Annotated in this window: 24 protein-coding genes; 12 read left to right on the forward strand and 12 right to left on the reverse strand. The window is 71.0% G+C overall.

The features are described from left to right. Positions 1-11: 11 nt before the first annotated feature. Positions 12-617, reverse strand: a complete 606-nt coding sequence (locus tag JEQ17_RS32915; RefSeq protein ID WP_200398643.1) for a response regulator transcription factor — start codon at positions 615-617, stop codon at positions 12-14. 615 nt (positions 618-1,232) lie between these two features. Here JEQ17_RS32915 and JEQ17_RS32920 point away from each other — a divergent pair. After that, entirely contained in the window at positions 1,233-2,231 is a 999-nt protein-coding gene (locus JEQ17_RS32920) for a beta-ketoacyl-ACP synthase 3 (protein ID WP_200398644.1), read from the forward strand. Beyond that, positions 2,228-2,770 (forward strand): flavin reductase family protein, encoded by a 543-nt coding sequence (locus tag JEQ17_RS32925; RefSeq protein WP_234048470.1) that lies wholly within the window; start codon positions 2,228-2,230, stop codon positions 2,768-2,770. Before JEQ17_RS32920 ends, JEQ17_RS32925 begins: the two co-directional genes overlap by 4 nt. Before the next feature lie 21 nt (positions 2,771-2,791). Here JEQ17_RS32925 and JEQ17_RS32930 read toward each other — a convergent pair whose 3' ends face one another. The 4 genes from JEQ17_RS32930 to JEQ17_RS32945 form a co-directional block, all read right to left on the reverse strand. After that, entirely contained in the window at positions 2,792-3,448 is a 657-nt protein-coding gene (locus JEQ17_RS32930) for a response regulator (RefSeq protein ID WP_200398645.1), read from the reverse strand. After that, on the reverse strand, positions 3,445-4,815 hold the full coding sequence (locus JEQ17_RS32935; RefSeq protein WP_200398646.1) for a sensor histidine kinase: 1,371 nt from the start codon (positions 4,813-4,815) through the stop codon (positions 3,445-3,447). Before JEQ17_RS32935 ends, JEQ17_RS32930 begins: the two co-directional genes overlap by 4 nt. Positions 4,816-5,076: 261 nt before the next feature. Further along, positions 5,077-7,314, reverse strand: coding sequence for an MMPL family transporter (locus JEQ17_RS32940; protein ID WP_200398647.1), 2,238 nt, complete (start codon positions 7,312-7,314; stop codon positions 5,077-5,079). 179 nt (positions 7,315-7,493) lie between these two features. Then, entirely contained in the window at positions 7,494-8,183 is a 690-nt protein-coding gene (locus JEQ17_RS32945) for a TetR/AcrR family transcriptional regulator (RefSeq protein ID WP_200398648.1), read from the reverse strand. An 82-nt stretch (positions 8,184-8,265) separates the two neighbouring features. Here JEQ17_RS32945 and JEQ17_RS32950 point away from each other — a divergent pair, with 82 nt between their 5' ends. After that, complete coding sequence (locus JEQ17_RS32950; RefSeq protein ID WP_200398649.1) at positions 8,266-9,261, forward strand: alpha/beta hydrolase; 996 nt, start codon at positions 8,266-8,268, stop codon at positions 9,259-9,261. Next, positions 9,258-10,025, forward strand: a complete 768-nt coding sequence (locus JEQ17_RS32955; protein WP_200398650.1) for an SDR family NAD(P)-dependent oxidoreductase — start codon at positions 9,258-9,260, stop codon at positions 10,023-10,025. Before JEQ17_RS32950 ends, JEQ17_RS32955 begins: the two co-directional genes overlap by 4 nt. A 3-nt stretch (positions 10,026-10,028) precedes the next feature. Here JEQ17_RS32955 and JEQ17_RS32960 read toward each other — a convergent pair whose 3' ends face one another. Then, entirely contained in the window at positions 10,029-10,700 is a 672-nt protein-coding gene (locus tag JEQ17_RS32960; protein WP_200398651.1) for an enoyl-CoA hydratase-related protein, read from the reverse strand. Between the two features lie 244 nt (positions 10,701-10,944). On the opposite strand from JEQ17_RS32960, the gene JEQ17_RS32965 reads away from it, so the two are divergent. From JEQ17_RS32965 to JEQ17_RS32975, 3 genes are all read left to right on the forward strand, one after another. Further along, on the forward strand, positions 10,945-12,330 hold the full coding sequence (locus tag JEQ17_RS32965) for an extracellular catalytic domain type 1 short-chain-length polyhydroxyalkanoate depolymerase (RefSeq protein ID WP_200398652.1): 1,386 nt from the start codon (positions 10,945-10,947) through the stop codon (positions 12,328-12,330). A gap of 167 nt (positions 12,331-12,497) precedes the next feature. Further along, positions 12,498-13,835 carry an SGNH/GDSL hydrolase family protein gene (locus JEQ17_RS32970; RefSeq protein ID WP_200401852.1) on the forward strand — a complete coding sequence of 446 codons (1,338 nt, stop codon included), beginning with the start codon at positions 12,498-12,500 and terminating at the stop codon, positions 13,833-13,835. A gap of 141 nt (positions 13,836-13,976) precedes the next feature. Further along, positions 13,977-14,774 (forward strand): maleylpyruvate isomerase family mycothiol-dependent enzyme, encoded by a 798-nt coding sequence (locus JEQ17_RS32975; protein WP_200398653.1) that lies wholly within the window; start codon positions 13,977-13,979, stop codon positions 14,772-14,774. Positions 14,775-14,920: 146 nt separating this feature from the next. Here JEQ17_RS32975 and JEQ17_RS32980 read toward each other — a convergent pair whose 3' ends face one another. Then, a complete protein-coding gene (locus JEQ17_RS32980) occupies positions 14,921-15,499 on the reverse strand; it encodes a MarR family winged helix-turn-helix transcriptional regulator (protein WP_200398654.1) in 579 nt (192 codons plus the stop codon). Positions 15,500-15,604: 105 nt separating this feature from the next. Between JEQ17_RS32980 and JEQ17_RS32985 the strand changes: the two genes are divergently transcribed. Together JEQ17_RS32985 and JEQ17_RS32990 are read left to right on the forward strand one after the other, a co-directional pair. Next, complete coding sequence (locus JEQ17_RS32985) at positions 15,605-16,120, forward strand: YceI family protein (RefSeq protein WP_200398655.1); 516 nt, start codon at positions 15,605-15,607, stop codon at positions 16,118-16,120. 119 nt (positions 16,121-16,239) lie between these two features. After that, the gene (locus JEQ17_RS32990) at positions 16,240-16,728 is read left to right on the forward strand and encodes a MarR family winged helix-turn-helix transcriptional regulator (protein WP_200398656.1); all 489 of its coding nucleotides are present in this window, start codon (positions 16,240-16,242) and stop codon (positions 16,726-16,728) included. A gap of 16 nt (positions 16,729-16,744) precedes the next feature. Here the strand turns inward: JEQ17_RS32990 and JEQ17_RS32995 are convergent, their stop codons facing one another. Continuing rightward, entirely contained in the window at positions 16,745-17,140 is a 396-nt protein-coding gene (locus tag JEQ17_RS32995; RefSeq protein WP_200401853.1) for a RidA family protein, read from the reverse strand. Between the two features lie 201 nt (positions 17,141-17,341). Here JEQ17_RS32995 and JEQ17_RS33000 point away from each other — a divergent pair, with 201 nt between their 5' ends. Next, positions 17,342-18,319, forward strand: a complete 978-nt coding sequence (locus JEQ17_RS33000) for a helix-turn-helix transcriptional regulator (RefSeq protein WP_200398657.1) — start codon at positions 17,342-17,344, stop codon at positions 18,317-18,319. Between the two features lie 79 nt (positions 18,320-18,398). Here JEQ17_RS33000 and JEQ17_RS33005 read toward each other — a convergent pair whose 3' ends face one another. Both JEQ17_RS33005 and JEQ17_RS33010 read right to left on the reverse strand, forming a co-directional pair. Beyond that, complete coding sequence (locus JEQ17_RS33005; RefSeq protein ID WP_200398658.1) at positions 18,399-18,722, reverse strand: MazG-like family protein; 324 nt, start codon at positions 18,720-18,722, stop codon at positions 18,399-18,401. A gap of 80 nt (positions 18,723-18,802) precedes the next feature. Next, positions 18,803-19,369, reverse strand: a complete 567-nt coding sequence (locus JEQ17_RS33010) for a DoxX family membrane protein (protein ID WP_200398659.1) — start codon at positions 19,367-19,369, stop codon at positions 18,803-18,805. A 188-nt stretch (positions 19,370-19,557) separates the two neighbouring features. Between JEQ17_RS33010 and JEQ17_RS33015 the strand changes: the two genes are divergently transcribed. Beyond that, complete coding sequence (locus JEQ17_RS33015; RefSeq protein ID WP_055615677.1) at positions 19,558-19,884, forward strand: Cif family virulence factor; 327 nt, start codon at positions 19,558-19,560, stop codon at positions 19,882-19,884. A gap of 509 nt (positions 19,885-20,393) precedes the next feature. On the opposite strand, the gene JEQ17_RS33020 is transcribed toward JEQ17_RS33015, so the two are convergent. Next, positions 20,394-21,182 (reverse strand): SDR family oxidoreductase, encoded by a 789-nt coding sequence (locus tag JEQ17_RS33020; protein WP_200398660.1) that lies wholly within the window; start codon positions 21,180-21,182, stop codon positions 20,394-20,396. A gap of 143 nt (positions 21,183-21,325) precedes the next feature. Here JEQ17_RS33020 and JEQ17_RS33025 point away from each other — a divergent pair, with 143 nt between their 5' ends. Next, the gene (locus JEQ17_RS33025; protein WP_200398661.1) at positions 21,326-22,972 is read left to right on the forward strand and encodes an alkaline phosphatase D family protein; all 1,647 of its coding nucleotides are present in this window, start codon (positions 21,326-21,328) and stop codon (positions 22,970-22,972) included. A gap of 111 nt (positions 22,973-23,083) precedes the next feature. On the opposite strand, the gene JEQ17_RS33030 is transcribed toward JEQ17_RS33025, so the two are convergent. After that, positions 23,084-24,091: a Gfo/Idh/MocA family protein gene (locus JEQ17_RS33030; protein ID WP_200398662.1), complete on the reverse strand. Its 1,008-nt coding sequence runs from the start codon at positions 24,089-24,091 to the stop codon at positions 23,084-23,086. Positions 24,092-24,242 lie beyond the last annotated feature (151 nt).

The raw sequence follows: 24,242 nt of genomic DNA on the forward strand, positions 1-24,242 counted from the left end.
ATGCGAGGTGGTCAGATGACACCGTTGTCCCTTGCGATCCGGACCGCGTCGACCCGGTTACGGGCACCCAGCTTGTGGACGATCGTCGTGAGGTAGTTGCGCACCGTGCCGACACTCAGGTGCAGTTCCTTCGCGATGACTCGTACGTCCTCGCCCGCGGCGGCCAGGCGCAGTACGTCCACCTCGCGTGGCGTCAGCTGCTGCGCCGGGCCGTCCCAGGCCATCAGGGCGAGTTGCGGATCTATGACCCGCTGACCCGCCGCCACCTTGCGTATCGCCTGGGCCAGTTCGCTCGGCAGCGCGTCCTTGAGCACGTATCCGTCCACCTGGGCGGCGAGTGCACGGCGGAGCGCCGCCGGATTGCCGAGGCTCGTGATGATGAGGACCCGGCAGGAGGGGAGACAGGAACGGAGCTTCGCGGCGGCCGTCAGCCCGTCGGTACCGGGCAGATCGACATCGATGACGGCGACGTCGGGCCGGTGTTCCAGCGCGGTGGGAAGAATGTCGTTCCCATTGCCCACCTCCGCCACGACGCTGAGGTCCTGTTCCAGTCCCAGCAACGCCACCAGTGCCCCGCGAAGCATGGGCACGTCCTCGGCGATGATCAGCCGTATCACGAGCCGTTTCCCCCTAGTTTATTGTTCAGCTTTCACTCGCTCGTCAGCGGCTCGAAGCGGTGGTAATGGGCTGGCAATCGCTTTCTTCTCCGCCTGCGGCCCCGTTGCTCCGGATCGCCCTCCGAAGGGCCCGGCGCCGCTGGAGGATCTCGGCCCACGGGCCGGTGATCATGTGTGCAGCCTGCGGTTTCCTGCGCGAAGGGACGACGCCGTCGTCCGGTTCGGCATACGGTGCGACGGCGAGAGTGTCCAGTTCGGTGTGCACGTAATCCCCCGGGGTCGAACGAGTTTCAACACCGCCGATTCCAGCCGCTCTTTACCTTTTCAGGCGTCCGGAAAGCAAATCGATCAACCGGTCATCGGCCATCCAGTCTCCGCCATCGTAGTGTGAAATCTCTTGCGAATGGCGGATTCCTCCTGCGTTCTCAATGCGTGGGTCATGGTGAAAAGGGCCACGCTGCGGACAGTTGCGCAGAAGTCGTCCGCCCGCCGCGGCTCACCGCCGTCATCCGCGCCCTGAGTCGATCTCAAGGGCTTCTCCACCGTCCCCGTCGACGCTGGGCGCGAAGAACGTATCCGTTCACGGATGCCGCAGCCGATACGGAGGAGAGGGCGATGACACGGACCGTCCTGACAGCCGGGACCCGCCACAGCGCGCTTCTCGGGATCGGCGGCTACCGGCCGCGCCGGGTGGTCGGCAACGCCGAGATCTGCCGGCTCATCGATTCGACCGAGGAGTGGATCGAGACCCGCAGCGGCATCGTCGAACGCCGTTTCGCGGACCACGACGAGACCCTGCCGATGATGGCCGCCACGGCGGCGGAGAAGGCCCTGGCACAGGCCGGAACCACGCCCGCCGAACTCGATCTCGTGCTGGTGGCCAGCATGTCCAACCTGGTGCAGACCCCGCCGCTCGCCGTGCGCGTGGCACACGAGTTGGGCGCGGGCGCCGCCGCGGGCGTCGATCTGTCCGCCGCCTGCGCCGGCTTCTGCCACGCGCTGGCCATGGCCTCCGACGCGGTCCGCGCGGGCAGCGCCCGCCGGGTGCTGGTCGTCGGCGCCGAACGCATGACGGACATCGTGGAACCCACCGACCGCACCATCTCCTTCCTCTTCGCGGACGGCGCGGGTGCGGTCGTCGTCGGCGACTCCGACACACCGGGGATCGGCCCGGTCGTACGGCGTGCGGACGGCGCCCACAGCGAGGCGCTGAGGATGACCGCCCCCTGGGCCACGGCCGAAGGGGCCGCCCCCGAACGGCCATGGATGCGCATGGACGGCCGCCGGGTCTTCCGCTGGGCCATGGACGAGGTGGCCCCCGCCCTGGCCCGGACGGTCGGCGAGGCCGGGCTGACGCCGGCCGAGCTCGGCGCCTTCGTCCCCCACCAGGCCAATCTCCGCATGATCGAGCTGATGTCGGAGCGGCTCGGACTCACCGGCGCCACCGCCGTCTCCCGCGACGTGGTGCGCTCCGGGAACACCTCCGCGGCGTCCATACCGCTCGCCCTGGAGGCGCTGCTCGCCTCCCAGGAGGCCTCCACCGGGGACACCGCGCTCCTCGTGGGCTTCGGAGCCGGCCTCAACTTCGCCTCCCAGGTGGTGGTTCTGCCGTGAACCGCACCGATCGGCGGGCCGTCGCCGACGTCGAGCCCACTCAGGTCCGTGAGGGGTTCAGGGCTGCCATGGCCCAGCTCGCCGGCGGAGTCGTCGTCGTCACCACCGAGGACGCCGACGGCCGCCCGTACGGATTCACCGCCACCTCGTTCTGCTCCGTATCCATGGATCCGGCACTGGTCCTGGTCTGCCTCGCCGAGACCTCCAGCTCCTACGAGGCCTTCATGGACTGCCGGGGTTTCGCGGTCAGTCTGCTGAGCCAGGAGCAGAGGACCCTCGCCACCCGTTTCGCCACCACGGGCGCCGACAAGTTCCACGCCGAGGACACCGTGACCACCCCGCGCCTGCTCCCTGCCGTGGAGGGTGCGCTCGCCGTCCTGGACTGCGACGTACACGCCCGCCACCCCGCGGGCGATCACACCATCCTGGTGGGCGCCGTACGCCATGTCCTCCCCGGCCGGGGCGAACCGCTGGTCTACCACGACCGGGCCTTCCAGCAGCTGCGCCACCCCGAACACCCCCGCCTGCCGCGTCCCTGACCGGTCATCGGCCGGGCCCGCTCAAGCCGGCCGCACCAGCCCCATGTCGTAGGCGAAGATCACCGCCTGGACCCGGTCCCGGGCCCCGATCTTCGCGAGGATATGGCTGACGTGGGATTTGACCGTGGACTCGGCCAGCGAGAAGCGGGCGGCGATCTCGGCGTTGGACCAGCCCGTGGCGATGGCCGTCAGAACCTCGCGTTCACGGACCGTGAGGGCGGTCAACTGGCGTTCCTGGGCGGGGGTGTGGCCGGGGAGGTGGGCGGAGAAGGCGTCGATCAGTTTGCGGGTCAGGCCGGGGGCGATGACCGCGTCGCCGGAGGCCACGGCCCGGATGCCCGCCGTCAGTTCGTCGGGGAGAGCGTCCTTGAGGAGGAAGCCGCTGGCTCCCGCGCGCAGGGCCGCGTAGGCGTATTCGTCGAGGTCGAAGGTGGTGAGGACCAGGACGCGCGAGCGGCCGCCCGACTCCACGATGCGGCGGGTGGCCTCGATGCCGTCCATGCCCGGCATGCGGACGTCCATCAGGACGACGTCGGGGCGTAGTTCGGCCGTCATACGGACAGCCTCGGCGCCGTGGGTGGCCTCGCCGACCACCGTCAGGTCGGGGTGCTGCTCCAGGAGCATGCTGAAGCCGAGGCGTTGCAGGGCCTGGTCGTCGACGATGAGGACAGTCGTCATGCGGGACGCTTCTCCGTGGGTGCCGTGTGTGCCGTGGTGGTGGTCAGGAAGTGGGCCTTCACCGTCCAGCCGCCGTGGGTGTTGGGGCCCGCGGTGACGCTTCCCCCGTACAGGGCGGCCCGTTCGCGCATGCCCACCAGGCCGCGGCCCTCGTCCTGCGGGTCGGGGGAGTGCGGGGTGCGGGCGGGGCCGGCGTCCTCGACCGTGGCGTGTACGGACGTGCCGTCCGTCGTGAGGGTGACGTGGACCGTCGTGTCGGGCGCCGCGTGTTTGAGGGTGTTCGTCAGGGACTCCTGGACCACGCGGTAGACGGCCAGTTGGAGGCCGGGGGCGAGACCGGTGAGGGCGCCCTGCGTGTGCAGGGTGACGGTGGGGCCGGCGCCGCGGACGCGTTCGATGAGGTGGTCGAGGTCGGCGAGGCCCGGTTGAGGGGCGAGAGGCGGGCCGTGGTGCGGGTGTCCCGTGCCGGGCGTCGGGGTGTCCTCCGTGGTGTCGCGTTCCTCGCCGATGACGGCCAGGAGGCGGCGCAGTTCGGCCAGGGCGCCGCGGCCGCTGTCGGCGATGATGCGCAGGGTCTCGGCGCCCCGCTTCGGTTTCGCCTCGGTGAGCCCGGCGGCGCCGCCCGCGAGGCCGACGATCACGGCGAGGGTGTGGCCGAGGATGTCGTGCATCTCCCGGGCGACACGGGCGCGTTCGGCCGCGGCGGCGAGGCGGGCCCGCTGGTCGCGCTCCACCTCCAGGCGGACGGCGCGTTCGTGCAGGGCCCGGATGTACGCGTTCATGACCCGGCCGACCAGGCCCGCAGCGGCGACCGCCATCACGAGGGCCGACTGCACGATCGCCAGCACCGGCGTCTGCAGGAACTGCTCGTTCGGCTGTTCGGCGCCGCGGACGACGACCGCCACGGTCGTCTGAGCGACGGCGATCGCCAGACAGACCGTCAGCTGGGCGGGTCTGACGCTGCGGCCCACATTGAGCAGTGCCACGATCCGTGCGCTCTCCGCGCCCGTGTCGGCGTCCAGGCTGAGGGCCACCGCGGAGACGGCGGAGGTGAGGGCGAAGACCAGGACGGGGCGCTGCTGCCGCCACAGCAGTGGGACACAGAACGCGACGATCAGCACCAGCACCGTCGGTACGGCGGCTCCGATGCCGTTCGCCGCGTTCCGCAGGGCCGGGAGACCGAGACCGGCGCAGAGCAGCGGCACCACCCAGCGCCTGAACCCCGGGTGGTCCAGGTCCGCCTGCCTCGTCCGGATGAGCCACTTCATGACCGCGACGTCCGAGCCCCGGTTCGTCCCGTCCAGCAGGGTCTCCGGCGCGATGGAAGGAGCCGATGGCCCGGGCCCGGGAGCGGTTGGTGCGGTCACGTCCTGACGGCCTCTCGTTGTGCGGGGGCCGCCCGCCGGTCCCCGGGGGAGTGGGACCGGCGGGCAGTGCCGGTGGGCAGGGCCGGTGCGGGCCGTACGCCCTGCTGGGATCGTACGGCCGACGGGCTCGGCCCCGGCCGGTGCGGACAGTTGAGTCGGGGCAGGTGGCGAGAGCCGGGCCGCGGCCGGTGGCGACCGGCTCGGCTCTCGCCGACTCGCCTACGCGGGCGGTTCGGCCCTGGCCCTTGCGTGCGGGCCGGTTCAGCCCTTGCCGGTGTGGACCGGCTCGGGGATCTCCTCGCCCTCGCCCCTGCCCCCGGTCCTCTCGGTGTCCTTCTCCAGCAGGTGCCGCAGCTTCTCGCCCTCCACGTCCACGTTGGGCAGTATCCGGTCCAGCCGGCCGGGCAGTGCCCAGGCGCGGCGGCCGAGCAGGGCCATGACCGCGGGGACGATGGTCATCCGTACGACGAAGGCGTCGAAGAACACGGCGGCGGCGAGGCCCAGGCCGATCGACTTGATCAGCGCGGTGTCACTGAAGAGGAACCCGGCGAACACGGAGATCATGATGACCGCGGCGGCCGTGACGACACGGGCCCCGTGCCGGAAGCCGGCGATCACCGCTTCCCGCGGCTCGGCCCCGTGGACGTACTCCTCCCGCATCCGGGTGACGAGGAAGACCTGGTAGTCCATGGCGAGTCCGAACACCACGCCGACCATGAAGATCGGCAGCACGCTCACGATCGGGCCGGTCTGGTCGACGCCGAAGACGTCCGCGAGCCAGCCCCACTGGAAGACGGCGACGACGACACCGAGCGTGGCGAGGACGCTGAGCAGGAAGCCGGCGGCGGCCTTGAGCGGGACGAGGATCGAGCGGAACACCAGCATCAGCAGGATCAGCGCGAGGCCGACGACCACGCACAGATACGGGATCAGGGCGTCGTTGAGCTTGCCGGAGATGTCGATGTTGAGGGCGGTGGTGCCGGTGACCATCAGCTCGGCGCCGGTGTCGTCGTGCAGGGCGGCGCCCCGGTCGCGGATGTCGGACACGAGGCCGACCGTGTCCTCGCTGGTGGGGGAGGAGCCGGGGACGGCACGGATCAGGGCCACGTCACCGGTCTCGTTGAACGACGCGGGGCTGACGGAGGCGACGTCGGGCAGGTCGCCGAGCAGGGTCACCGCGTCCTGGGCGGCGGCCTTCGGGTCGTCGCTGCCGCGGGCGTCGACGACCACGGTCAGCGGCCCGTTGTAGCCGGGCCCGAAGCCGTCGGTGATGGTGTCGTAGGCGCTGCGCTGGGTGCTGCCGGGGGTGGCCGTCGCGTCGCTGGGCATGCCGAGTTGCAGCGACAGGGCCGGGACGGCGAGCAGGAGCAGACCGGCCACCGAGACTCCGAGGACCTTCACCGGGTTGCGCAGGACGAACCGCGACCAGCGCACGCCCATCGGTTCGCGCTCGCCCTGCTCGATCGCCCGCATACGGCGCGTCTTGAGCTTTCCGGTCGAGATCCGCGTACCGGCGAAACCGAGCATCGCGGGCAGCAGGGTGAGTGCGATGACCACGGCGACGACGACCGCGAACGCGGCGCCGAGACCGATGTCGGAGAGGATCTTGATGCCGATGACGCTGAGTCCGGCCAGCGCGATGACCACCGTCAGTCCGGCGAACACCACCGCCGATCCCGCGGTGCCCAGAGCGCGCCCCGCGGCCTCCTCGGGCTCGTGGCCCTCCGACAGCTCGCCGCGGTAGCGCGACACGATGAACAGGGCGTAGTCGATGGCCACCGCGAGGCCCAGCATCAGCGCCAGCGTGCTGGTGCTGGAGCTCAGGTCGATGAACGAGCCCGCCACGGTGATCCCGCAGATCGCCGCGAGGACGCCGAAGAGCGCGGTCAGCAGGGGCAGTCCGGCCGCGACCAGCGAGCCGAAGGTGATGACCATGACCAGGGCGGCGATCACGATGCCGATCAGCTCGGCCGCGCTCTGGTGGGACTCCTCGGTGACGGCCGTTCCGCCCATGCTGACCGCGAGACCGGCCCGTTCACCCTGTTCGGCGACGTGCTCCAGGTCGGCCCGGGCGGCGTCGGTGATGTCGGCCTGGGCGACCTTGTACGTCACCTGGGCGTAGGCGACGGAGCCGTCCTTGCTGACGGTGCCGCCGGTGTAGGGGTCGGCGACGCTCGCCACCTGGGACGCCGACTTGAGGTCGGCGACCAGCGACTCGACCTCGGCCTTGTGCGCCGCGGACGTCAGCTTCTGTCCGTCGGGTGCCTCGAACACCACGCGTGCCGTGGCCCCGTCGGCCGAGGCCTGCGGGAACTCCTTCTCCAGGAGGTCCAGCGCCTTCTGGGACTGGGTGCCGGGGATGGCGAAGGTGTCCGACGTACTGGAGGACACACCGGCCGCGCCTATGCCGACGGCGGCCAGGACCGCGATCCACAGCATCAGGACGAGCCGTCGTCGCCTGAACGAGAACCGGCCGAGCCGGTAGAGGAAGGTGGCCACGGAATTACTCCCAGCAGAGTCGTCGTCGAGACGGAGAAGAGGGCCTGCGCGACCCGTGTCTCACGCTAGGAAGGGAATCCCGCACACCTGCGGCACCGGAGATGCGATAACGGCGGGGCGGAGTAGTACCGCGGTACTACTCCGCCCTCATCCCGGGGAACACGCGCCTCGGAGCACGCCTAGCCGGCCGCCGGGGATCCCGGCCGTTCGGTCTCCCAGCCGGCCGCCGCCGCGATGCCGATGAGCAGCGGCCAGAGGGCGGCGCCCATCTCCTCGGGGGTGCCGGGGCAGTCGTGGCGCAGCCAGTCGACGACGCTGCCGAGCACGGCTCCCGCCACGAACGCGGCCGCGGGATCGTGCGGGGTGGACCCGGCGGCCACCGGGTCGTCGGCGAGGGGGGAGGGGCGTACGGCCCCGTCGGCGGGGACGGACGCCTCGTACGGGCCGGTGTCCTGGGCCGGGCTCCGGCTGATGTGGGCGGTCACCGTCATGCGCTGGAGCAGGTGGTTGATGACCCGCGCGCTGCCGTCGTCGCCGAGCAGGGCCCGGTAGAGGGGGGCGTGTTCCGCCACGTGCGCGAAGAGGTCCGGCAGGGGGTTGTCCGGGGGGCCGCCGTCGGGGGTGGCCGGCGGGACCGCCGCGGGGCTGGCCGCCACCAGCTCGTCGAAGACCGTCGTGCACGCGGCGGCGGCCAGGTCGTGCACGTCCGTGTAGTGCTCGTAGAACGTCGACCGGTTGACCCCCGCGCGCTTGGTGATGTCCGAGACCGAGATCTGGCTGAGGTCCCGCTCGGCGATGAGTTCGCGCAGGGCGGTCTCCAGGGCGGAGCGGGAACGGCGGGTGCGGGGATCCATGGGACGTGCGGGCATGGTGCGAGCGTATCCTTTCCGCCACTTGTCGGTTAACCAACATATGATGGATAGTGGCGGGGGTCCACCGAACGGAGCCGTCATGTCCTTTCTCGCCCGGCCGGCGACGGCCTCCCTGGCCGCCAGGGCGATGCAGCGTCTCACCGCCCTGGCGGACCGGCGTATCGCGTCCTCCCTGTTCGGCCGCTATCCGGAGTACCCGAGGAACACGCGTGAGCTGACGGTCCCGACCTCGGCCGGCCCGGCTCGCGCGGTCGTGTACCTGCCCGACGCCACCACCACGGACACCGACGCCGCCCCCGGCTCGACCCCGGACTTGGCCCCGCCCGTGCACGTCAACTTCCACGGCGGCGGCTACGTCCTGCCGCCGATCGAACTCGACGACCCCCTGTGCCGTTTCCTCGCCGCGGAAGCGGGCGTCGCGGTGGTCAACGTGGACTACGCCGTCGCTCCCCAGCACCCGTTTCCCGCCCCGCCCCATCAGGCGTACGAGATCGTCCGATGGGTCGCAGGGCACGGTGCGGAGCACGGCTGGGACGGCGACCGGCTCACCGTGGGCGGCCAGAGCGCGGGCGGCGGACTCGCGGCGGCGGTGGCCCGCCAGGCCCTGGAGGCCGGGCTCGACGGGGCCCCGACCATCGCGCTCCAAGTCCTCCACTATCCGCCCCTCGACCTCGCGACCCACGCCCGCGACAAGCGCGCCGCCATCGCCAAGCCGGTGCTCCGGCCCTGGATGGCGGACGTCTTCGACTCCGCGTACGTGCCGGACCCGCGGCGGCGCACCGACCGCCTGGTCTCGCCCGCCCATCCCTCGGACACCGCGGACCTCACGGGCATCGCCCCGGCCTTCGTCGTCACCGCGGAGTACGACCTGCTGCGCGCGGAGGGCGTCCGGTACGCCGAGCGGCTGCGCGGGGCCGGTGCGCTGCTCGACCACTACGACGTCCCCGGAGCCGACCACGGTTACGACCAGAAGGACGCCGAAACGGCCAGGAGCGTGTACGCCCTGATCGCCGCGCACGTACGCCGGGCCACGACCCCCGGGCCCGGGAACACCCCGAGGGAGAACCAGCCATGAGCACCAGCACAGGACTGTCGGGCAAGTCGGTCGTCGTCACCGGCGCCGGGTCCGGCATCGGCCGCGCCGCCGCCCTGCGCTTCGCGGCGGAGGGCGCCCGTGTCGTCCTCGCCGACCTCAACGCCGAAGGTGCCAAGGAGGCCGCCGAGGAGATCGTCGCGGCGGGCGGCACCGCGGTCACCGTGGTCGGGGACCTCGGCGAGCAGCGGACCGTCGACCAGGTCGTCGCCACCGCCGTGGACACCTTCGGCGGCATCGACGTACTCGTCAACAACGCGGGAATCATGGACAGGATGTCCGCCGCGGGGGAGACGGACGACGACGAGTGGGAGCGCGTCCTGCGGATCAACCTCACCGCGCCGTTCCTGCTCACCCGCGCCGCGCTGCCCCACCTCCTCGCGAACGGCAAGGGCGCGATCGTGTTCACCGCCTCCGAGGCGTCCCTGCGCGGCAGCGCCGCCGGCGCCGCGTACACCGCCTCGAAGCACGGCGTCGCCGGTCTGACCAAGTCGCTCGCCGTGATGTACCGGGACAAGGGCGTACGGACCAATGCCATCGCGCCGGGCGGCACGGTGACGGGCATCCAGGTCCAGGCGGACAAGGATGCCCTCGGTCCGTCCGTGATCATGGGCCACATGGGCAATGTCGGCCGTACGGCGAGCGCCGACGAGCAGGCGGCGGCCATCGTCTTCCTCGCCTCGGACGCCGCCAGCAACATCAACGGCGTGATCCTGCCGGTCGACAACGGCTGGGCCGCCGTCTGAGGGTCAGCCGAGGGGGTTGTCCCCGTTCCGCAGGGTCGTCAGGACGGGCTCGTACATTCGGGACTTGATGGTGCCGAGGGTCGGGCCGGCCTTGGCCACCTGGGCCCGGGCGATTTCCACGGCGGTCGAGCGTACGGCGTCCTCGGGCACCGCGCGGTCGACGAGGGCGGCGGCGAGGGCGTCGCCGCCCCCGTAGCGGCGGGCCGTGGTCATGGCCTCGTGTGCGGTCTGCGGGGTCAGCCGGGACTGGATCAGCGCGGACATGCCCGGTGTGAAGGGGATGTTGATGTCGGCCTCGGGCAGACACCAGAAACCGCGGTCGGCGCGCATCACACGGAAGTCGTGGGCCAGCGAGAACATCGCACCGGCCGCGAAGGTGTGCCCCTGGAGGGCGGCCACCGTGATCACGGGCAGGGACAGCATCCGCGCGAACAGCTCCTGGACGCCGGCGACGTACTCCTGTTGCTGGTCGGCGTGCGCGAACAGCCAGTCCAGGTCGAGGCCGCTGGAGTAGAACTTGCCGGTCGCGGCGGTCACCAGGGCGCGCGGCCCCTCCGCCTTCTCCACCTCGTCCAGGGCGGAGTCGACCGAGGCGATCCAGTCGGGGTGGAAGCGGTTCTCGCCGTCCCCGAGGTCGAGTACGAAGACGTCGTCCTGGCGGTCGAGCATGGGCATGATGACTCCCTCGTGAGGTTACCTATCGGTAACTTATGCCCGTGAGGGTGAACGCGCAACGGTCCGAGGGGAACGTGCAACGGTCCGCGCGTCACGCAGTGGCCGGTTTCGGTCTCCCGCTGTGGGAGCGCTTCCACGACAGTCATGACCATGCCATGCGGCCGGCCCCGTCGCATGGTGTCGCTCCACCACGCCATCACTCCATCGCGACCTCCCCACGAGCCGCGATCCGGAAGGGACGGACATGTCCGCCACTGGCAGCAGCAACACCGTGAGGAGACCGTCGCGTTCGGGGCTCGCAGTGCTCTTCGGGGCGCTCGTCTCCCTGCTCGCGACCCTGCTTCTCGGCGCCCCGGGGGCCTCGGCCCGCCCGGAGCCGACCACGTCCGGGGCGACGACCCGCGCGGCCGCGCCCGCCGCGGTACCGGCCGCCGCCCCCGACGCGGTGCCCGCCGCCGCGCTCACCGAGGTCACCGGCTTCGGCGCCAACCCCAGCAACCTGCAGATGTACCTGTACGTGCCGGACAGCGTCACCGCGAACCCCGCGGTCGTGGTGGCCGTCCACTACTGCACGGGTTCCGGCCCGGCGATGTACTCCGGAACCGAGTACGCCTCGCTCGCCGACCGCTACGGGTTCATCGTCGTCTACCCGTCGGTCACCCGCGCCAGCAAGTGCTTCGACGTCTCCTCGCCGCAGGCGCTGAGGCGGGGCGGCGGCAGCGACCCCGTCGGCATCAAGTCGATGGTCGACTGGGTGACCCGCACCTACTCCGCGGACACCGGCCGGATCTTCGCCACCGGCATCTCCTCCGGCGCGATGATGACGAACGTCCTGCTGGGCGACTACCCCGACGTGTTCGCGGCGGGCGCCGCGTTCTCGGGCGTACCGTTCGGCTGTTTCGCCACCACCGACGGATCCGAGTGGAACAGCGCGTGCTCCGGCGGAACCGTGATCCGCACCCCGCAGGAGTGGGGCAACCTGGTCCGCGCCGCCTACCCGGGCTACACCGGTCCCCGGCCGCGCATGCAGCTGTGGCACGGCACCGAGGACGACGTCCTGCGCTACCCCAACTTCGGGGAGGAGATCAAGCAGTGGACCGATGTGCTGGGTGCCGGCCAGACCCCGGCCGCCACGGACTCGCCCCAGTCCGGCTGGACCCGCACCCGGTACGGCTCCACCGGTGACCGGGCTCCCGTCGAGGCCATCAGCCTCCAGGGTGTCGGCCACAACCTGTACGCGTACGGCATGGCGGCCCGGGTGCTCACGTTCTTCGGTCTGGACAGCTCGGGCCCCGGGCCCGGGCCCCAGCCGGGCGCCTGCAAGGTGACCGTCACGACCAACGCGTGGAGTACGGGACTGACCGGCTCCGTGACGATCACCAACACCGGCACCGCCCCTATCGAGGGCTGGAAGCTGGCCTTCACCCTGCCCTCCGGGCAGACCATCACCAACGGCTGGGGCGCCACGTACGCCCCGGCGAGCGGGGCGGTGACCGCCGCCAACGCCACGTACAACGGCACGATCGCGCCGAACGCGAGCGTCGGCATCGGCTATCAGGCGAATCACGGCGGCAACAGCGGGGCTCCGACCGCGTTCACTCTCAACGGGACGGCGTGCTCCGTGAGTTGACGGACAGAGCGTCAGCAGCCAGTTGTTCGTGACGTTCCGTCACATCCTGGCGGTCGGAGGTGTGTCCTCGGCCGCCAGGAACCCCGTCCGCCGCTCCGGAGGAGTTCACCGTGCCCGCGAAACCGTCCACGCCGAGAAGAGTCCCGTTCGCCCGTCTGGTCACCCGTCTGCTCACCCCCTTCGTCCTCGTCCTCGCCCTCGTCGTGACCTCGTCCGCAGTGGTCGCGCTGGTCGCCCCGGTCGAGGAGACCCGGGCCACGGAAGGGGACGCCGGCCGCCCGGCGGTGTCGTCCGCCGCCCGGTACTGGGTCAACACCTGGACCGCGATGCCGCAGCTCACCGAGCCGGGCAATATGCCGCCCCCGCCGTTCACCGAGGACCGTGCCGTCCTGACCGACACGACCCTGCGGCAGACCGTTCGCGTCTCGACCGGGGGCGAGCGTGTGCGGCTGCGCTTCTCCAACGCCTTCGGCGACACCGCGCTGCCGCTGACGGCGGTGACCGTGGCGCTCCCGCGCGACGGACGGGCCGGGGTCGCCGCGATCGAGCCCGGCACCCTGCGGCGGGTGACGTTCGGCGGGCGTGGGTTCGCGACCGTGCCCTCCGGAGCCCAAGTCGTCTCGGACGCACTGGACTTCGACCTCCGGTCGGGCTCCAACCTGACCGTCACCGCCTACCTCGCCGAGGGCCAGCCCTCCCTCGCGCTCACCTCGCACCCGGGATCACGCACCACCTCGTACCTCCAGAAGGCCGACCGCACAAGGGACTTGGACCTGCCGGAGGCGACTCCCGTCAACCACTGGTATCTGCTCAGCGACGTCGAGGTGCTCTCAGGACATGGCACGGCGGCGGTCGCCGTCCTGGGCGACTCCCTCACGGACGGCCGCGGTTCCACCACCAACGGGAACAACCGCTGGCCGGACCGGTTCCTGGACCGGCTGCACGCCCGGCCCGCGACCTCGGACGTCGCGGTGCTCAACCAGGCCGCCGGCGGCAACCGCGTCCTCAACGACGGCCTCGGCCCCAACGTCCTCGCCCGCCTCGACCGTGACGTCCTGTCCCGCAGCGGTGTCTCCTGGCTGGTCGTCTTCGAGGGGGTCAACGACATCGGCACCGCCGCGGCCACGCAGGCCGCCCAGCGCAGCGTCACCGCCGAACTGACCGCCGCGTACGAGCAGATCGTGGTCCGCGCGCACGCTCAGGGCATCCGGGTGTACGGCGTCACGCTGACGCCGTTCGGCGGCAACGCCATGTACGACGACCCCGACGGGCACCGTGAGTCGGCCCGGCAGGCGGTCAACTCCTGGATCCGTACGAGCGGGACGTTCGACGCGGTCATCGACTTCGACCGTGCCGTCCGTGACCCGCGGGACCCGCGCCGGCTGCTGTCCACCCTGCACGACGGGGACTGGCTGCACCTCAACCCGGAGGGCTATCGGGCGCTGGCCGCGGCCGTCCCCCTGCGGCTCTTCCAGCAGGTTCCCGCGAGGCCCGATATCGGTTGACGGTTCAAGTGGAATGACCTACGGTCCAGCTTGAAGGTTCAAGTTAATGATGAGGCAAGTCAAGGTGCGTCAGGCTGGCCCCGTACGGAACGCGGCTCGAACCGGGCCGCCAATTCATCACCGTCCCACCGGAGTTGAGAAATGACCGAACGTGCCGACCGGATCATCGGTGCCCTGCGCAGCGGACACGACTACCTCACCACCGTCGTGCACGGCGGCCTTGCCGCCGCCGACCTCGACCGGCCCTCCGGGGCGTCGGAGTGGACCGTCGCCCAGGTGCTCAGCCACCTCGGCAGCGGTGCGGAGATAGGCCTGGCCGTCCTGGAGGGCTCGCTGAGCGGCGCCGGGCCCAAGGACATGGACTTCAACAAGTCCGTGTGGGCGCGCTGGGACGCGATGTCCCCGGCCGAGCAGGCCGCGGGGTTCGTCACCTCCAACGAGGCGCTGGTGCGCGCCTATGAGGACCTCGACGCGCAGACGCGCCAGGACCTGCGGATCGACCTCGGATTCCTGCCCGCACCCGTGGACGTGGCCACCGCCGCGGGCATGCGGCTCAGCGAGTTCGCCAACCACTCGTGGGACGTGGAGGTCGCCTTCGACCGGACCGTGGGCCTGGCGCGGGCGGCGACCGAGCCGCTCCTCGACCAGGTCGGCATGCTCATAGGCTTCCTCGGCAAGGCCGACGCCCTCGACGGCCGGCACGTCCGCGTCGCCGTCCGCACCACGTCCCCCGAGCGCTCGTTCGGGCTCGACCTGGGCGACGCGGTCGCGCTCACCGACGAACCGGCCGAGCCCGACGCCGTGCTCAGCGCGCCTGCCGAGTGGTGGCTGCGGCTCGTCACGGGCCGCCACGCGCCCGCGAACACGCCCAACGGTGTGGCCGTCACCGGGGACGGCCTGACCCTGGACGACCTCCGCCGGGTGTTCCCCGGCTTCTGACGGTACCGACCGTACGTATGCCGTGAGATGAAGGGCTGTGGCCGAAGGGGTGTTCCCCGTGGCCGCGGCCCTTCGTGGGTCCTTGGTCCTTCGGCGGTCCGCCACTCCTGCTGCTCCGGCTGCTTCCGCCAATCCGGCTGCCCCCGCTACTCCGGCTTCTCGGCGCCGTGCCCCTCGGCCGCCGGGAACGGGTGCGCAGGCAGCAGATCGTGCAGTTGCGCGTACCGCTGGGCGCAGGCCGTCCGGGCGATGGCCTCGGAGACGGCGTCGGCCAGGGGGCGCGAGGCCTCGCTCAGCAGACGGCGGGCCTTGTCCGTGAGTGTCACCTCGATGCCGCGCCGGTCGCCGCAGGCCGAGTTCTTGCTGATCAGCCCCGCGTGCTGCAGACAGGCGACCTGATAGGTCAGCCGCGTCTTCGGGCGCCCCAGCAGCTCCGCGATCCGCGTCATCCGCAGGCTGGAGCCGGGCTGGTCGGCCAGCAGGCACAGCACCAGGAACTCGTCGTGCGAGATCCCCATGGCGTCCTTGACCCGCGAACGCAGCGACTGCTCGATCGCCCCGGCCGCGGCCAGCAGACGCATCCAGGCCCGCAGCTCGGCCGGGAGCAGCCCGGCGTCGTCCGCCGACAGCCCGTCTCCGCCCGACAGCCCGTCTCCGCCCGACAGCCCGTCTCCGCCCGTCGGCTCGTGTTCGGGCTGGTCGGCGAGGGCGGAGGAGTCGGCCATAGTCACCAAGTCTACCCGTTGTTCAATTTTGGATAATCGGCTAGCGTGGGGTCATCCAAATTTGGATTACTGAGTCGATCGTTCGAAACCGTCAGGAGAAGTCCCATGACCGTCGCCGTAGAAACCGGCCTGTGGCAGCTCGACCCCGCCCGCACCACCGTCGCGATCAAGCACAGGACGATGTGGGGCATGGTCAACGTGAAGGGCGTCTTCGCCGGGGTCACCGGCGAGGGCGAGGTCCAGCCCGACGGCAGCGCCCGCGGCACGATCACCCTGGACGCGGCCTCCCTGGACACCAAGAACCGCAAGCGCGACGAGCACCTGCACGGCAGCGACTTCTTCGACGCCGACCGGCACCCCTCCCTCGTCTTCGCCGTCCGCAACGCGACGGTCCGCCAGGACGACACCGTCGAGATATCCGGTCAGCTGACCGCCCGTGGCATCAGCCGCCCCCAGACCGTCACCGCCCGCGTCACCGGCGCGACCGCCTCCGCGGTCACGCTCACCGCGGAGTTCACCGTGGACCGCGAGCAGTTCGGCATGGGCTGGAACCAGCTGGGCATGATCCGCGGCCTGACCACCGTGACGGCGACGCTCGCCTTCACGCGTACGTCCGCGTAGGCGAATTCGCGTACGTCGGCGTAGGCGGCGCGAGCAGGGCTTGCGAGGGCTGGGTCAGGGCCTGGACGGGGCTTGCGGGGCGGGCCGATCACTTGAACCGTCACGTTAAAGTGGCGGCCATGGAGACCCCGCAGGAGCCTCGCCGGCTGACCGACGGCGAGAAGGAGGCCTGGCACGCGCTGGCCGGCGTGCTGGTCAGGCTGCCGGGCGCGCTCGACGCGCAACTGCAGCGCGACGCCGGGGTCAGCCACGTCGAGTACCAGGTGATGGCGATGCTCTCCGAGGCCCCGGAGCGCACGATGCGGATGAGCGAGGTCGCCGGCTACACGGGCACCTCGCTGTCCCGCCTCTCCCATCTGGTCAAGCGGCTGGAGAAGAGCGACTGGGTGCGCCGTACGCCCGATCCCGCCGACGGCCGCTACACCCTCGCCACTCTCACGGACACGGGCCGGGAGAAGGTCGTCGCGACGGCACCCGGGCACGCGGAGGCCGTGAGCCGCTACGTCTTCGAGCCCCTGACCCTGGCCCAGCAGCGGCAGTTGCGCGACATCGGCCGCCGTATCTGGGGGACCGTCGCACCGGACGACCACTGCCTGCCGCCGAGCTGACGCCCGCGAGGCCGCGCTACGCGACGGCGGTCCCTTCGAGCTCGACCAGCTGACCCGGGATCGCCAGCCGTGTCACCCCGAGCATCGTGGTCGTCGGCGCCACCCGGGCGGCGCCCAACCGCGCCGCCAGCACGCCGTAGTGCTGGAACAGCAGGTCGACGTCGGTCGTGTAGACGTTGAGCCGGACGAGGTTCGCGAGAGACATGCCTGCCTCGCCGAGTACGGCCTCCAGGTTGCCGATGCTCAGCGCCAACTGCGCCGCCATGTCGCCCTCGTGCTGGGGTTTGCCGTCCTCGCTCATCGCGGTCTGGCCCGAGATGTACAGGGTCCGGGTGTGCCCGGAGACGACCTCGCCCTGGTTGAACCCCATCTCCACCGACCACGTCACCGGGTTGATCGCCGTTCGTTCCACCGTCACATCGGCTGCCACGTCAGCTCCATTCGATTCATGGGGAGTACGTCATGGGAGTACGTCATGGGAGTACGTAAGGCCCTTGGCTCGGTGGCCGCAGGCTTCGATGTCGTGCTTCGGATGTCGTGCTTGCGACGTCGTGTTGACGAGCCTCGCAACAAATCACGACACCCTCAGTCATGTATTCGATAGTGTTCTCGTATGCGCGCCGACCGGCTGGTCTCCCTGGTGTTGCTGCTGCGTCAGCGCGGTCGGCTGACCGCGGACACGCTGGCCCGCGAGCTGGAGGTGTCCACCCGTACCGTGCTGCGTGACATCGAGGCACTGTCCGCGGCCGGCGTCCCGGTCTACGCGGAACGCGGCAGGCACGGCGGGTTCGCGCTGCTGCCCGGTTTCCGGACCGAGCTCACCGGGCTGAACCACGACGAGGCCCTCGCCCTGCTGACCGCCGGATCGGGGCGCGGCGAGCAGGCGTTCGGCCTCGGCTCGGCGCTCGCCTCGGCCATTCGGAAGGTGGTCGACGCGCTGCCGGAAAGCCACCGGGTCACCGCGAGCGACGCGGCCCGGCGATTTCTCGTGGATCCGGAGACCGACCTGCTCGCACGCCGGCTGGTCACCGAGGAGGTACCGGGCGCCACCATGATCGAGGTCCGGCGCGCGGTGCTCGCCGGACACAAGCTGCGTATCCACTACGCGGCCACGGGCCGGCCGCCTCAGTGGCGCACGGTGGACCCGATCGGCCTGGTCACCGCACGCGACCGGGCCTACCTGCTGGCCACGAGATCCGGCGAGGACCGCACGTACCGGCTGTCGCGGGTGTTGGCCGCCGAGGAACTCCCCGAACCGGCACAGCGACCGAACCGGGTCGACCTGGACCGGATCTGGCGGGAGCGTTCCGCGCGGTTTCTCTCCGGCAGCGACCACATCACCGTGCTGGTACGGGTGAACCCGGAGCGGCGGGAGGAACTGCTGGACACCGCGCTGGCCGTCCGCGCGGAGGAACCCGACGCGGACGGCCGGCTGCGGCTGGAGGTGACCTTCCAGGACTCACGGCACGCCGAATGGGCGCTGTGGCAGCTGGGCATGGACGCGGAGGCCCTGGCCCCGCAGTCGTTGCGCACCACCCTGTGCGACCGGGCCGCCGCGATTGCCGCCCTCTACGGAGACTCGTCGTCCTGAGACCGGCGCTCCCCAACGACCGCACGGCGTACGGCGTTTCCCGCGCCTCCCGCGATTCCTGCGTCTCCCGTGTGGAGCGTCACGGGTTCAGCGAGCGGTCCGTCACGCGCGCCAGGTGCGCGGCGAACACCTCGCGAGTCTCCGGCGTCAGCGTCCGCAGGGCCACCGCGGCCGTGATGATCACGTCGCACAGCTCGGACTGGACGTCGTCCCAGGTGTGGGAGACGCCCTTGCGCGGGTTCTGCCCGGTGGCGCCGATCACCGCCTCGGCGACCTCGCCGACCTCCTCCGACAGTTTCAACATCCGCAGGAGCAGGGCCTCTTGGGGCGGTCGGGCCGGCTGGGAGCTCGCCAGCCGGTCCTGGATACGGTCGATGGACTCCCAGAGATCCTCGTCGCTCATGACGAGCAGATTGTCATGAGTCGGGGTGCGCCGGGGCGGGTGCCCATGACGGTCCACGTGCTCAGTGGTCTCGAATGGTCCTAGGCGCTGTACGACATGCTGTCCTCGCCGAACAACTCCCCCTGCTCGCCCTCCTTCTCGCTCCGCAGCCGCTTGTTGCGGAGCCCCACCACGGCCAGCGTCGCGGCCGCCGTGCCCGCGAGGGCGACCGGCACCATCCAGCCGCGGTCGACCGCGTGGCCGAGCGCGTGGTCGAGGGAGAGCCGGCCGGGGCCCGTGACGGCGAGGCCCGCCGCCGCGAGACCCAGGGACGCGGCGTGCTCGTAGCCGCCGCTCTGGTTGAAGAAGCCGTTCGGGGCCTGCACCGCCGACGCGCCCGCCATCGCCCCGGCCGCGGCGGCGCCGGCCGCCGGGGTCGCGAGGCCCAGCGCGAGGAGCGTGCCGCCGCCCGCCTCCGCCAGGCCCGCCGCGGTCGCGCTCGCCCTGCCGGGCGCGTACCCCACGGACTCCATGAACTGGCCGGTCCCGGAGAGCCCGCCCCCGCCGAACCAGCCGAAGAGCTTCTGTGTCCCGTGCGCCGCGAGCACCCCGCCGGTGCCGAGGCGGAGCAGCAGCAGTCCCAGGTCGCGTCGGTCGAAAGAGGTCACGGTTCTCGTCACTCCTCGGATGTCCCGGCTGGCGTCCCGACCGGCGTCCCAGTCGGCCGTTCTCACGCGAACGGCCCCTTTTGTCTCGTACGCCGCCTGCCCACCGTCGCACCGAACAGTCGCCCGGGTCCCGGCCCGCGCCGCCGTTCGGGTGGCGGGGGCGGCCGGGCGGTGTGAGTCTGACGTCCATGACGATTCAGGTAGCCAAGCTGAGCAACCCGGCCGTCCGGGACTTCGTCAGCGCCGTGAACGCCCATGACCGGGACGCCTTCCGGGCCGTCCTCACGCCCGACGCGACGATGTCCGACGACGGCTCGGACCGCGACCTCGACGAATGGACCGAGCGGGAGATCTTCGACTCCCACGGCCATATGGAGGTCGACAACGAGTCGGACGGCGGCCTCGCCCTCCTCGCCCGTTACAGCAACGACGCCTGGGGCGAGATGAGGACGCGGTGGAGCTTCACCGTCGACGGAGGCGGCAGGATCTCCCGCTTCGAGACCGGCCAGGCGTAACGACCGCCGCGGTTCGCCGTCGCGGTCCTGCCTCCGACCGCGATTCCTGCCCCGCCGTCCTGCCCTCGCGTGTGCTCCAACTCCTGGCGTCCACGGGCATGGAGAGCAGCGGGCGATCCGCCGCGCCCTCGACCGCGGCGTCACCTTCTTCGACACGGCGGCCCGGGCTTCGACGACGCTCTCGTCCCGAATGGTGGGCAGCCGTTCCGTGGCCCGGGTCGCAATCCCGCGGTCCCACGCGGAATCCCCCCACCCGAGCCGCCGGAACGGCTGCCGCCTCCCCCCAGAGGTGTGGCACGGAAGCCCTGTGCTCCAAGTGTGAAGTTCTGGTGGAGGAGTGTCGAGCATAGGCCCGTAACCGGCCGAGATACCGCGGAGGTATCCCCTCCGTTTGTGCAGATTGACTCACGGGATGGGACTGAGGGGCTGGTCCTGCGCCCCGCAAGGGGCGCGGGGAACTGCGCGACCAGCCACACGCGACCCGCACCATCCGTCCAGCCGGCGGCAGGCTATCCCCGCCCCACAAACGGCATCGCGGTAGCGAGAACCGTCGCGAACTGTACATTCGCCTCAAGCGGCAACGCCGCCATGTGCCGCACCGTGCGAGCCACGTCCGCCACATCCATCACCGGCTCGGGTGCCACCTCCCCGTTCGCCTGCAGCGCCCCCGTCTGCATCCGCTCGGTCATGTCCGTCGCCGCGTTGCCGATGTCGATCTGCCCGCAGGCGATCCGGTAAGGCCGCCCGTCCAGCGACAGCGACTTCGTGAGGCCGGTCAGCGCGTGCTTGGTCGCCGTGTACGCGGCCGACCGCGGGCGCGGCGTGTGCGCCGAGATCGAGCCGTTGTTGATGATCCGGCCGCCCTGCGGATCCTGCTCCTTCATCTGCCGGTACGCCGCCTGCGCGCACAGGAACGCCCCGTCGAGGTTGGTGCCGACCACGTGCCGCCAGGCCTCGTACGGCAGTTCCTCGAACGGCACTCCGCCGGGACCGAAGGTGCCCGCGTTGTTGAAGAGGAAGTCGAGCCGCCCGAAGCGGTCCCGTACGGCGGTGAAGAGCGCGGCCACCTCGTCGGGCCGCGAGACATCGGTGCGTACGCACAAGGACGTGACGTCCTCCGCGGCCGGCTGTCCCGCGCGTGCCGTCTCCGCGAGCGCCGCCGTCTCCTCCAGGCGCTCCGCGCGGCGGCCCGCGAGCGCCACCGACCAGCCGGTGCGAAGCAGTTCAACGGCCACGGCCCGGCCGATCCCCGAGCCGGCTCCCGTCACGATCGCGATCTTCGTTCCCATGGCGTTCATGGCCCAGCAGCGTACGTGAGGACAGGCGATCTTCCGCCACACGAATCTCATCTGTCCGACATCTGACTGGTGTGTACGTGACAGTCCGACGTCGAATCTGATCACTCCAATACCTAGTACAACAACAGTCAGGGGAGGGCCAGATGACACTCGCAGGCCACCAGCAACAGTCGCAGCACGCCCCCGAACTCCGCGCCGCAGCCCGTCACCTCGGACGCCGCCGTTTCCTCACGGTCACCGGCGCGGCCGCCGCGCTCGCCTTCGCCACCAACCTGCCGACCGCGGGCGTGGCGGGTGCCGCGGAACTCGACGCGGCGAAGATCACCGAGAACCCCTTCACGCTAGGTGTCGCCTCCGGTGACCCGCAGGCCGCCTCCGTGCTGCTGTGGACCCGGCTCGCGCCCGCCCCCTTCCAGGCCGACTCCGGTCTCCCGTCGCAACGCGTCACCGTCCGCTGGGAGTTGGCGCGCGACGAACGATTCCGACACATCGTCAGACGTGGTGCGGCCGTCGCCCACCCCGAGTTCCACCACTCCGTACACGTCGAGGTCGGCCACCTCGACTCCGACCGGGTCTTCTACTACCGCTTCCGCGTGGGCAGTTGGGTCAGCGAGACCGGCCGTACGCGCACCGCGCCCTCGTCCCGCTCGAGCGTCTCCGAACTGACGCTGGCCGTGGTCTCCTGCCAGGCGTACCACGACGGGTACTTCACCCCGTTCGGCCATCTCGCCGAGGACGACGTCGACGTGGTCTTCCACGTCGGCGACTACCTGTACGAGTACGCGGTCAACTCCGTGGGCGGCGTCCGCAATTACACCGACCGCGTGCTGCCCGACATATTCAACCGGGAGACGATCACGCTGGAGGACTACCGGCTGCGGTACGCCCTCTACAAGACCGACCCCGACCTGCGGGCCGTGCACGCCGCGCACCCCTTCGTCGTCACCTGGGACGACCACGAGACCGAGAACAACTACGCGGACGACATCCCCGAGAACGACGTGCCGCCGGAGGAGTTCCTGCTGCGCCGCGCCGCCGCGTACCGCTCGTACTGGGAGAACCTGCCGCTGCGCCACCCGCAGCGGCCCGAGGGCGCCGACATGCGGCTCTACCGCCGTCTGAACTGGGGCAGGCTCGCGCAGTTCGACATCCTCGACACCCGGCAGTACCGCACCGACCAGGCGAACGGCGACGGCTGGAAGACGCCCACCCCCGAGTCGGAGGCCGAGTCGCAGACCCTGCCGGGGCTCGCCCAGGAGCGGTGGCTCATTGACGGCTGGAAGCGGTCGAACGCGCTGTGGAACGTCGTTCCGCAGCAGGTCGTCTTCGCCCGCCGCAACCACGCCACCGCTGGCAACACCACCCTCAGCATGGACGCCTGGGACGGCTACCCCGCCTCCCGTCGGCGTCTCCTCGCGGGTGCCGAGGCGGCCGGTGTGGAGAACCTGATGGTGCTCACCGGTGACGTCCATGTGTCGTACGCCTTCGACATCAAGCGGGACTTCGCCGACCCGGGGTCGCGGACTCTGGGTACGGAGGTTGTCGCCACGTCGGTCAGCAGTGGGCAGAACGGGGCCGCCCGGCCCGCCAACTGGGCGGGTTATCTTGCCGCCAACCCGCACATGAAGCACTACAACGGGCATCGGGGGTATTCGACGGTTCGCCTCGGGCGGGAGTCGGCCCGGGTGGACTTCAAGACGGTGGCTGCCGTGACCACGCCTGGGGCTGCGATCACGACCGCCGCGTCGTTTGTTACCGAGGTGGGGGATCAGGGGCTGAAGCCGGCGTAGCGCCTTCGGCGGGAGGGGGGAACTGCGCGGGTTGTTCGTCGGCTGCGGGCTATCCGTGGCTGGTCGCGCAGTTCCCCGCGCCCCTGAAAGACTGCGCAGTTCCCCGCGCCCCTAAAGGGGCGCCACCTCGCCCGGATACGTGACGCCGACGCGGTCCCTTGCCGCGTCGAGCGTTCGCATTACTGCCAAGGTGCCGTCGAGGGGGACCAGAGGGGACTCGGTTTCGCCGGTCCGGAGGCAGCGCATGACCTCGATGGCCTCGTGTTTGAGGCTGGCCTGGGTTCCGTCTGCCGCGCTCGCGGTGAACTCCTGCGGGTCGCGGCCGTCGCGGTGCAGTACGAAGCGGTCGGCGTGGAAGAAGCCGGACGGGATGTCGATACGGCCCTCGGAACCGGTGACCGAGGCGGAGGTCGACGTGCCGCCGACGAGAGAGCAGTGCAACGAAGCGAGAGCACCGCTCTCCCAAGAGAGCAGCATCCCCGTCTGGAGATCGACGCTCTCGTCGGAGAGCACCGCTCTCGCCATCACCTCCGAGGGCTCACCGAGCAGCAGGTGCGCGAACGACACCGGATAGACACCCAGGTCGAGCAGCGCGCCACCGCCCTGCGCCGGATCGCGCAGCCGGTGGGTGGGAGGGAAGGGCCCCGACAGACCGAAGTCCGCCTGCACCGTGCGGACCTCGCCGATCGCCCCCTCGTCGACCAGCGCCTTCAGTTTCCGGATCAGCGGGTTGCAGTACATCCACATGGCCTCCATCAGGAAGCTCCCGCGCTCCTTCGCGAGGCCGACCAGCTCCTCCGCCTCGCGCGCGTTCAGCGTGAACGCCTTCTCGCACAGCACGTTCCGGCCCGCCTCGAGACAGAGCCCGGCCGCCGCCCGGTGCGCCGAGTGCGGAGTCGCGACGTACACGACATCCACGTCCTCGTCCGCCGCGAGGCTCTCCCAGTCGCCGTACGCCCGGGGGATCCCGAACCGCTCCGCGAACGCCTTCGCGGACTCCTCGGTGCGCGACGCCACCGCGACCACCTCGGCGTCCGGCAGATCGATCAGATCCGCCGTGAACGCCCCGGCGATCCCACCGGTCGCCAGCACGCCCCACCGCACACGTTCTCCCGCCATCCCAACCCCTCGCTCCGTGAGCACGATCACCCGATGGCCGACGACCCGAACCCGAACGTGGTCGACGACCCGAACATCACCGACGACTCGAACGCGATGGTCTCGACCACCTGTACGAGCTGAGAGCATAGGTGGCGTATTCCACAAACAG

This window comes from Streptomyces liliifuscus, assembly GCF_016598615.1.
Lineage (GTDB): Bacteria > Actinomycetota > Actinomycetes > Streptomycetales > Streptomycetaceae > Streptomyces > Streptomyces liliifuscus.

Excerpts from the sequence above, each read along its gene's own strand:
- JEQ17_RS32920 (WP_200398644.1), top strand. The coding sequence starts at position 1,233 with ATGACACGGACCGTCCTGACAGCCGGGACCCGCCACAGCGCGCTTCTC.
- JEQ17_RS32930 (WP_200398645.1), bottom strand. The coding sequence starts at position 3,448 with ATGACGACTGTCCTCATCGTCGACGACCAGGCCCTGCAACGCCTCGGC.
- JEQ17_RS32945 (WP_200398648.1), bottom strand. The coding sequence starts at position 8,183 with ATGCCCGCACGTCCCATGGATCCCCGCACCCGCCGTTCCCGCTCCGCC.
- JEQ17_RS32950 (WP_200398649.1), top strand. The coding sequence starts at position 8,266 with ATGTCCTTTCTCGCCCGGCCGGCGACGGCCTCCCTGGCCGCCAGGGCG.
- JEQ17_RS32955 (WP_200398650.1), top strand. The coding sequence starts at position 9,258 with ATGAGCACCAGCACAGGACTGTCGGGCAAGTCGGTCGTCGTCACCGGC.
- JEQ17_RS32960 (WP_200398651.1), bottom strand. The coding sequence starts at position 10,700 with ATGCCCATGCTCGACCGCCAGGACGACGTCTTCGTACTCGACCTCGGG.
- JEQ17_RS32965 (WP_200398652.1), top strand. The coding sequence starts at position 10,945 with ATGTCCGCCACTGGCAGCAGCAACACCGTGAGGAGACCGTCGCGTTCG.
- JEQ17_RS32975 (WP_200398653.1), top strand. The coding sequence starts at position 13,977 with ATGACCGAACGTGCCGACCGGATCATCGGTGCCCTGCGCAGCGGACAC.
- JEQ17_RS32980 (WP_200398654.1), bottom strand. The coding sequence starts at position 15,499 with ATGGCCGACTCCTCCGCCCTCGCCGACCAGCCCGAACACGAGCCGACG.
- JEQ17_RS32985 (WP_200398655.1), top strand. The coding sequence starts at position 15,605 with ATGACCGTCGCCGTAGAAACCGGCCTGTGGCAGCTCGACCCCGCCCGC.
- JEQ17_RS32990 (WP_200398656.1), top strand. The coding sequence starts at position 16,240 with ATGGAGACCCCGCAGGAGCCTCGCCGGCTGACCGACGGCGAGAAGGAG.
- JEQ17_RS33000 (WP_200398657.1), top strand. The coding sequence starts at position 17,342 with ATGCGCGCCGACCGGCTGGTCTCCCTGGTGTTGCTGCTGCGTCAGCGC.
- JEQ17_RS33005 (WP_200398658.1), bottom strand. The coding sequence starts at position 18,722 with ATGAGCGACGAGGATCTCTGGGAGTCCATCGACCGTATCCAGGACCGG.
- JEQ17_RS33015 (WP_055615677.1), top strand. The coding sequence starts at position 19,558 with ATGACGATTCAGGTAGCCAAGCTGAGCAACCCGGCCGTCCGGGACTTC.
- JEQ17_RS33020 (WP_200398660.1), bottom strand. The coding sequence starts at position 21,182 with ATGAACGCCATGGGAACGAAGATCGCGATCGTGACGGGAGCCGGCTCG.
- JEQ17_RS33025 (WP_200398661.1), top strand. The coding sequence starts at position 21,326 with ATGACACTCGCAGGCCACCAGCAACAGTCGCAGCACGCCCCCGAACTC.
- JEQ17_RS33030 (WP_200398662.1), bottom strand. The coding sequence starts at position 24,091 with ATGGCGGGAGAACGTGTGCGGTGGGGCGTGCTGGCGACCGGTGGGATC.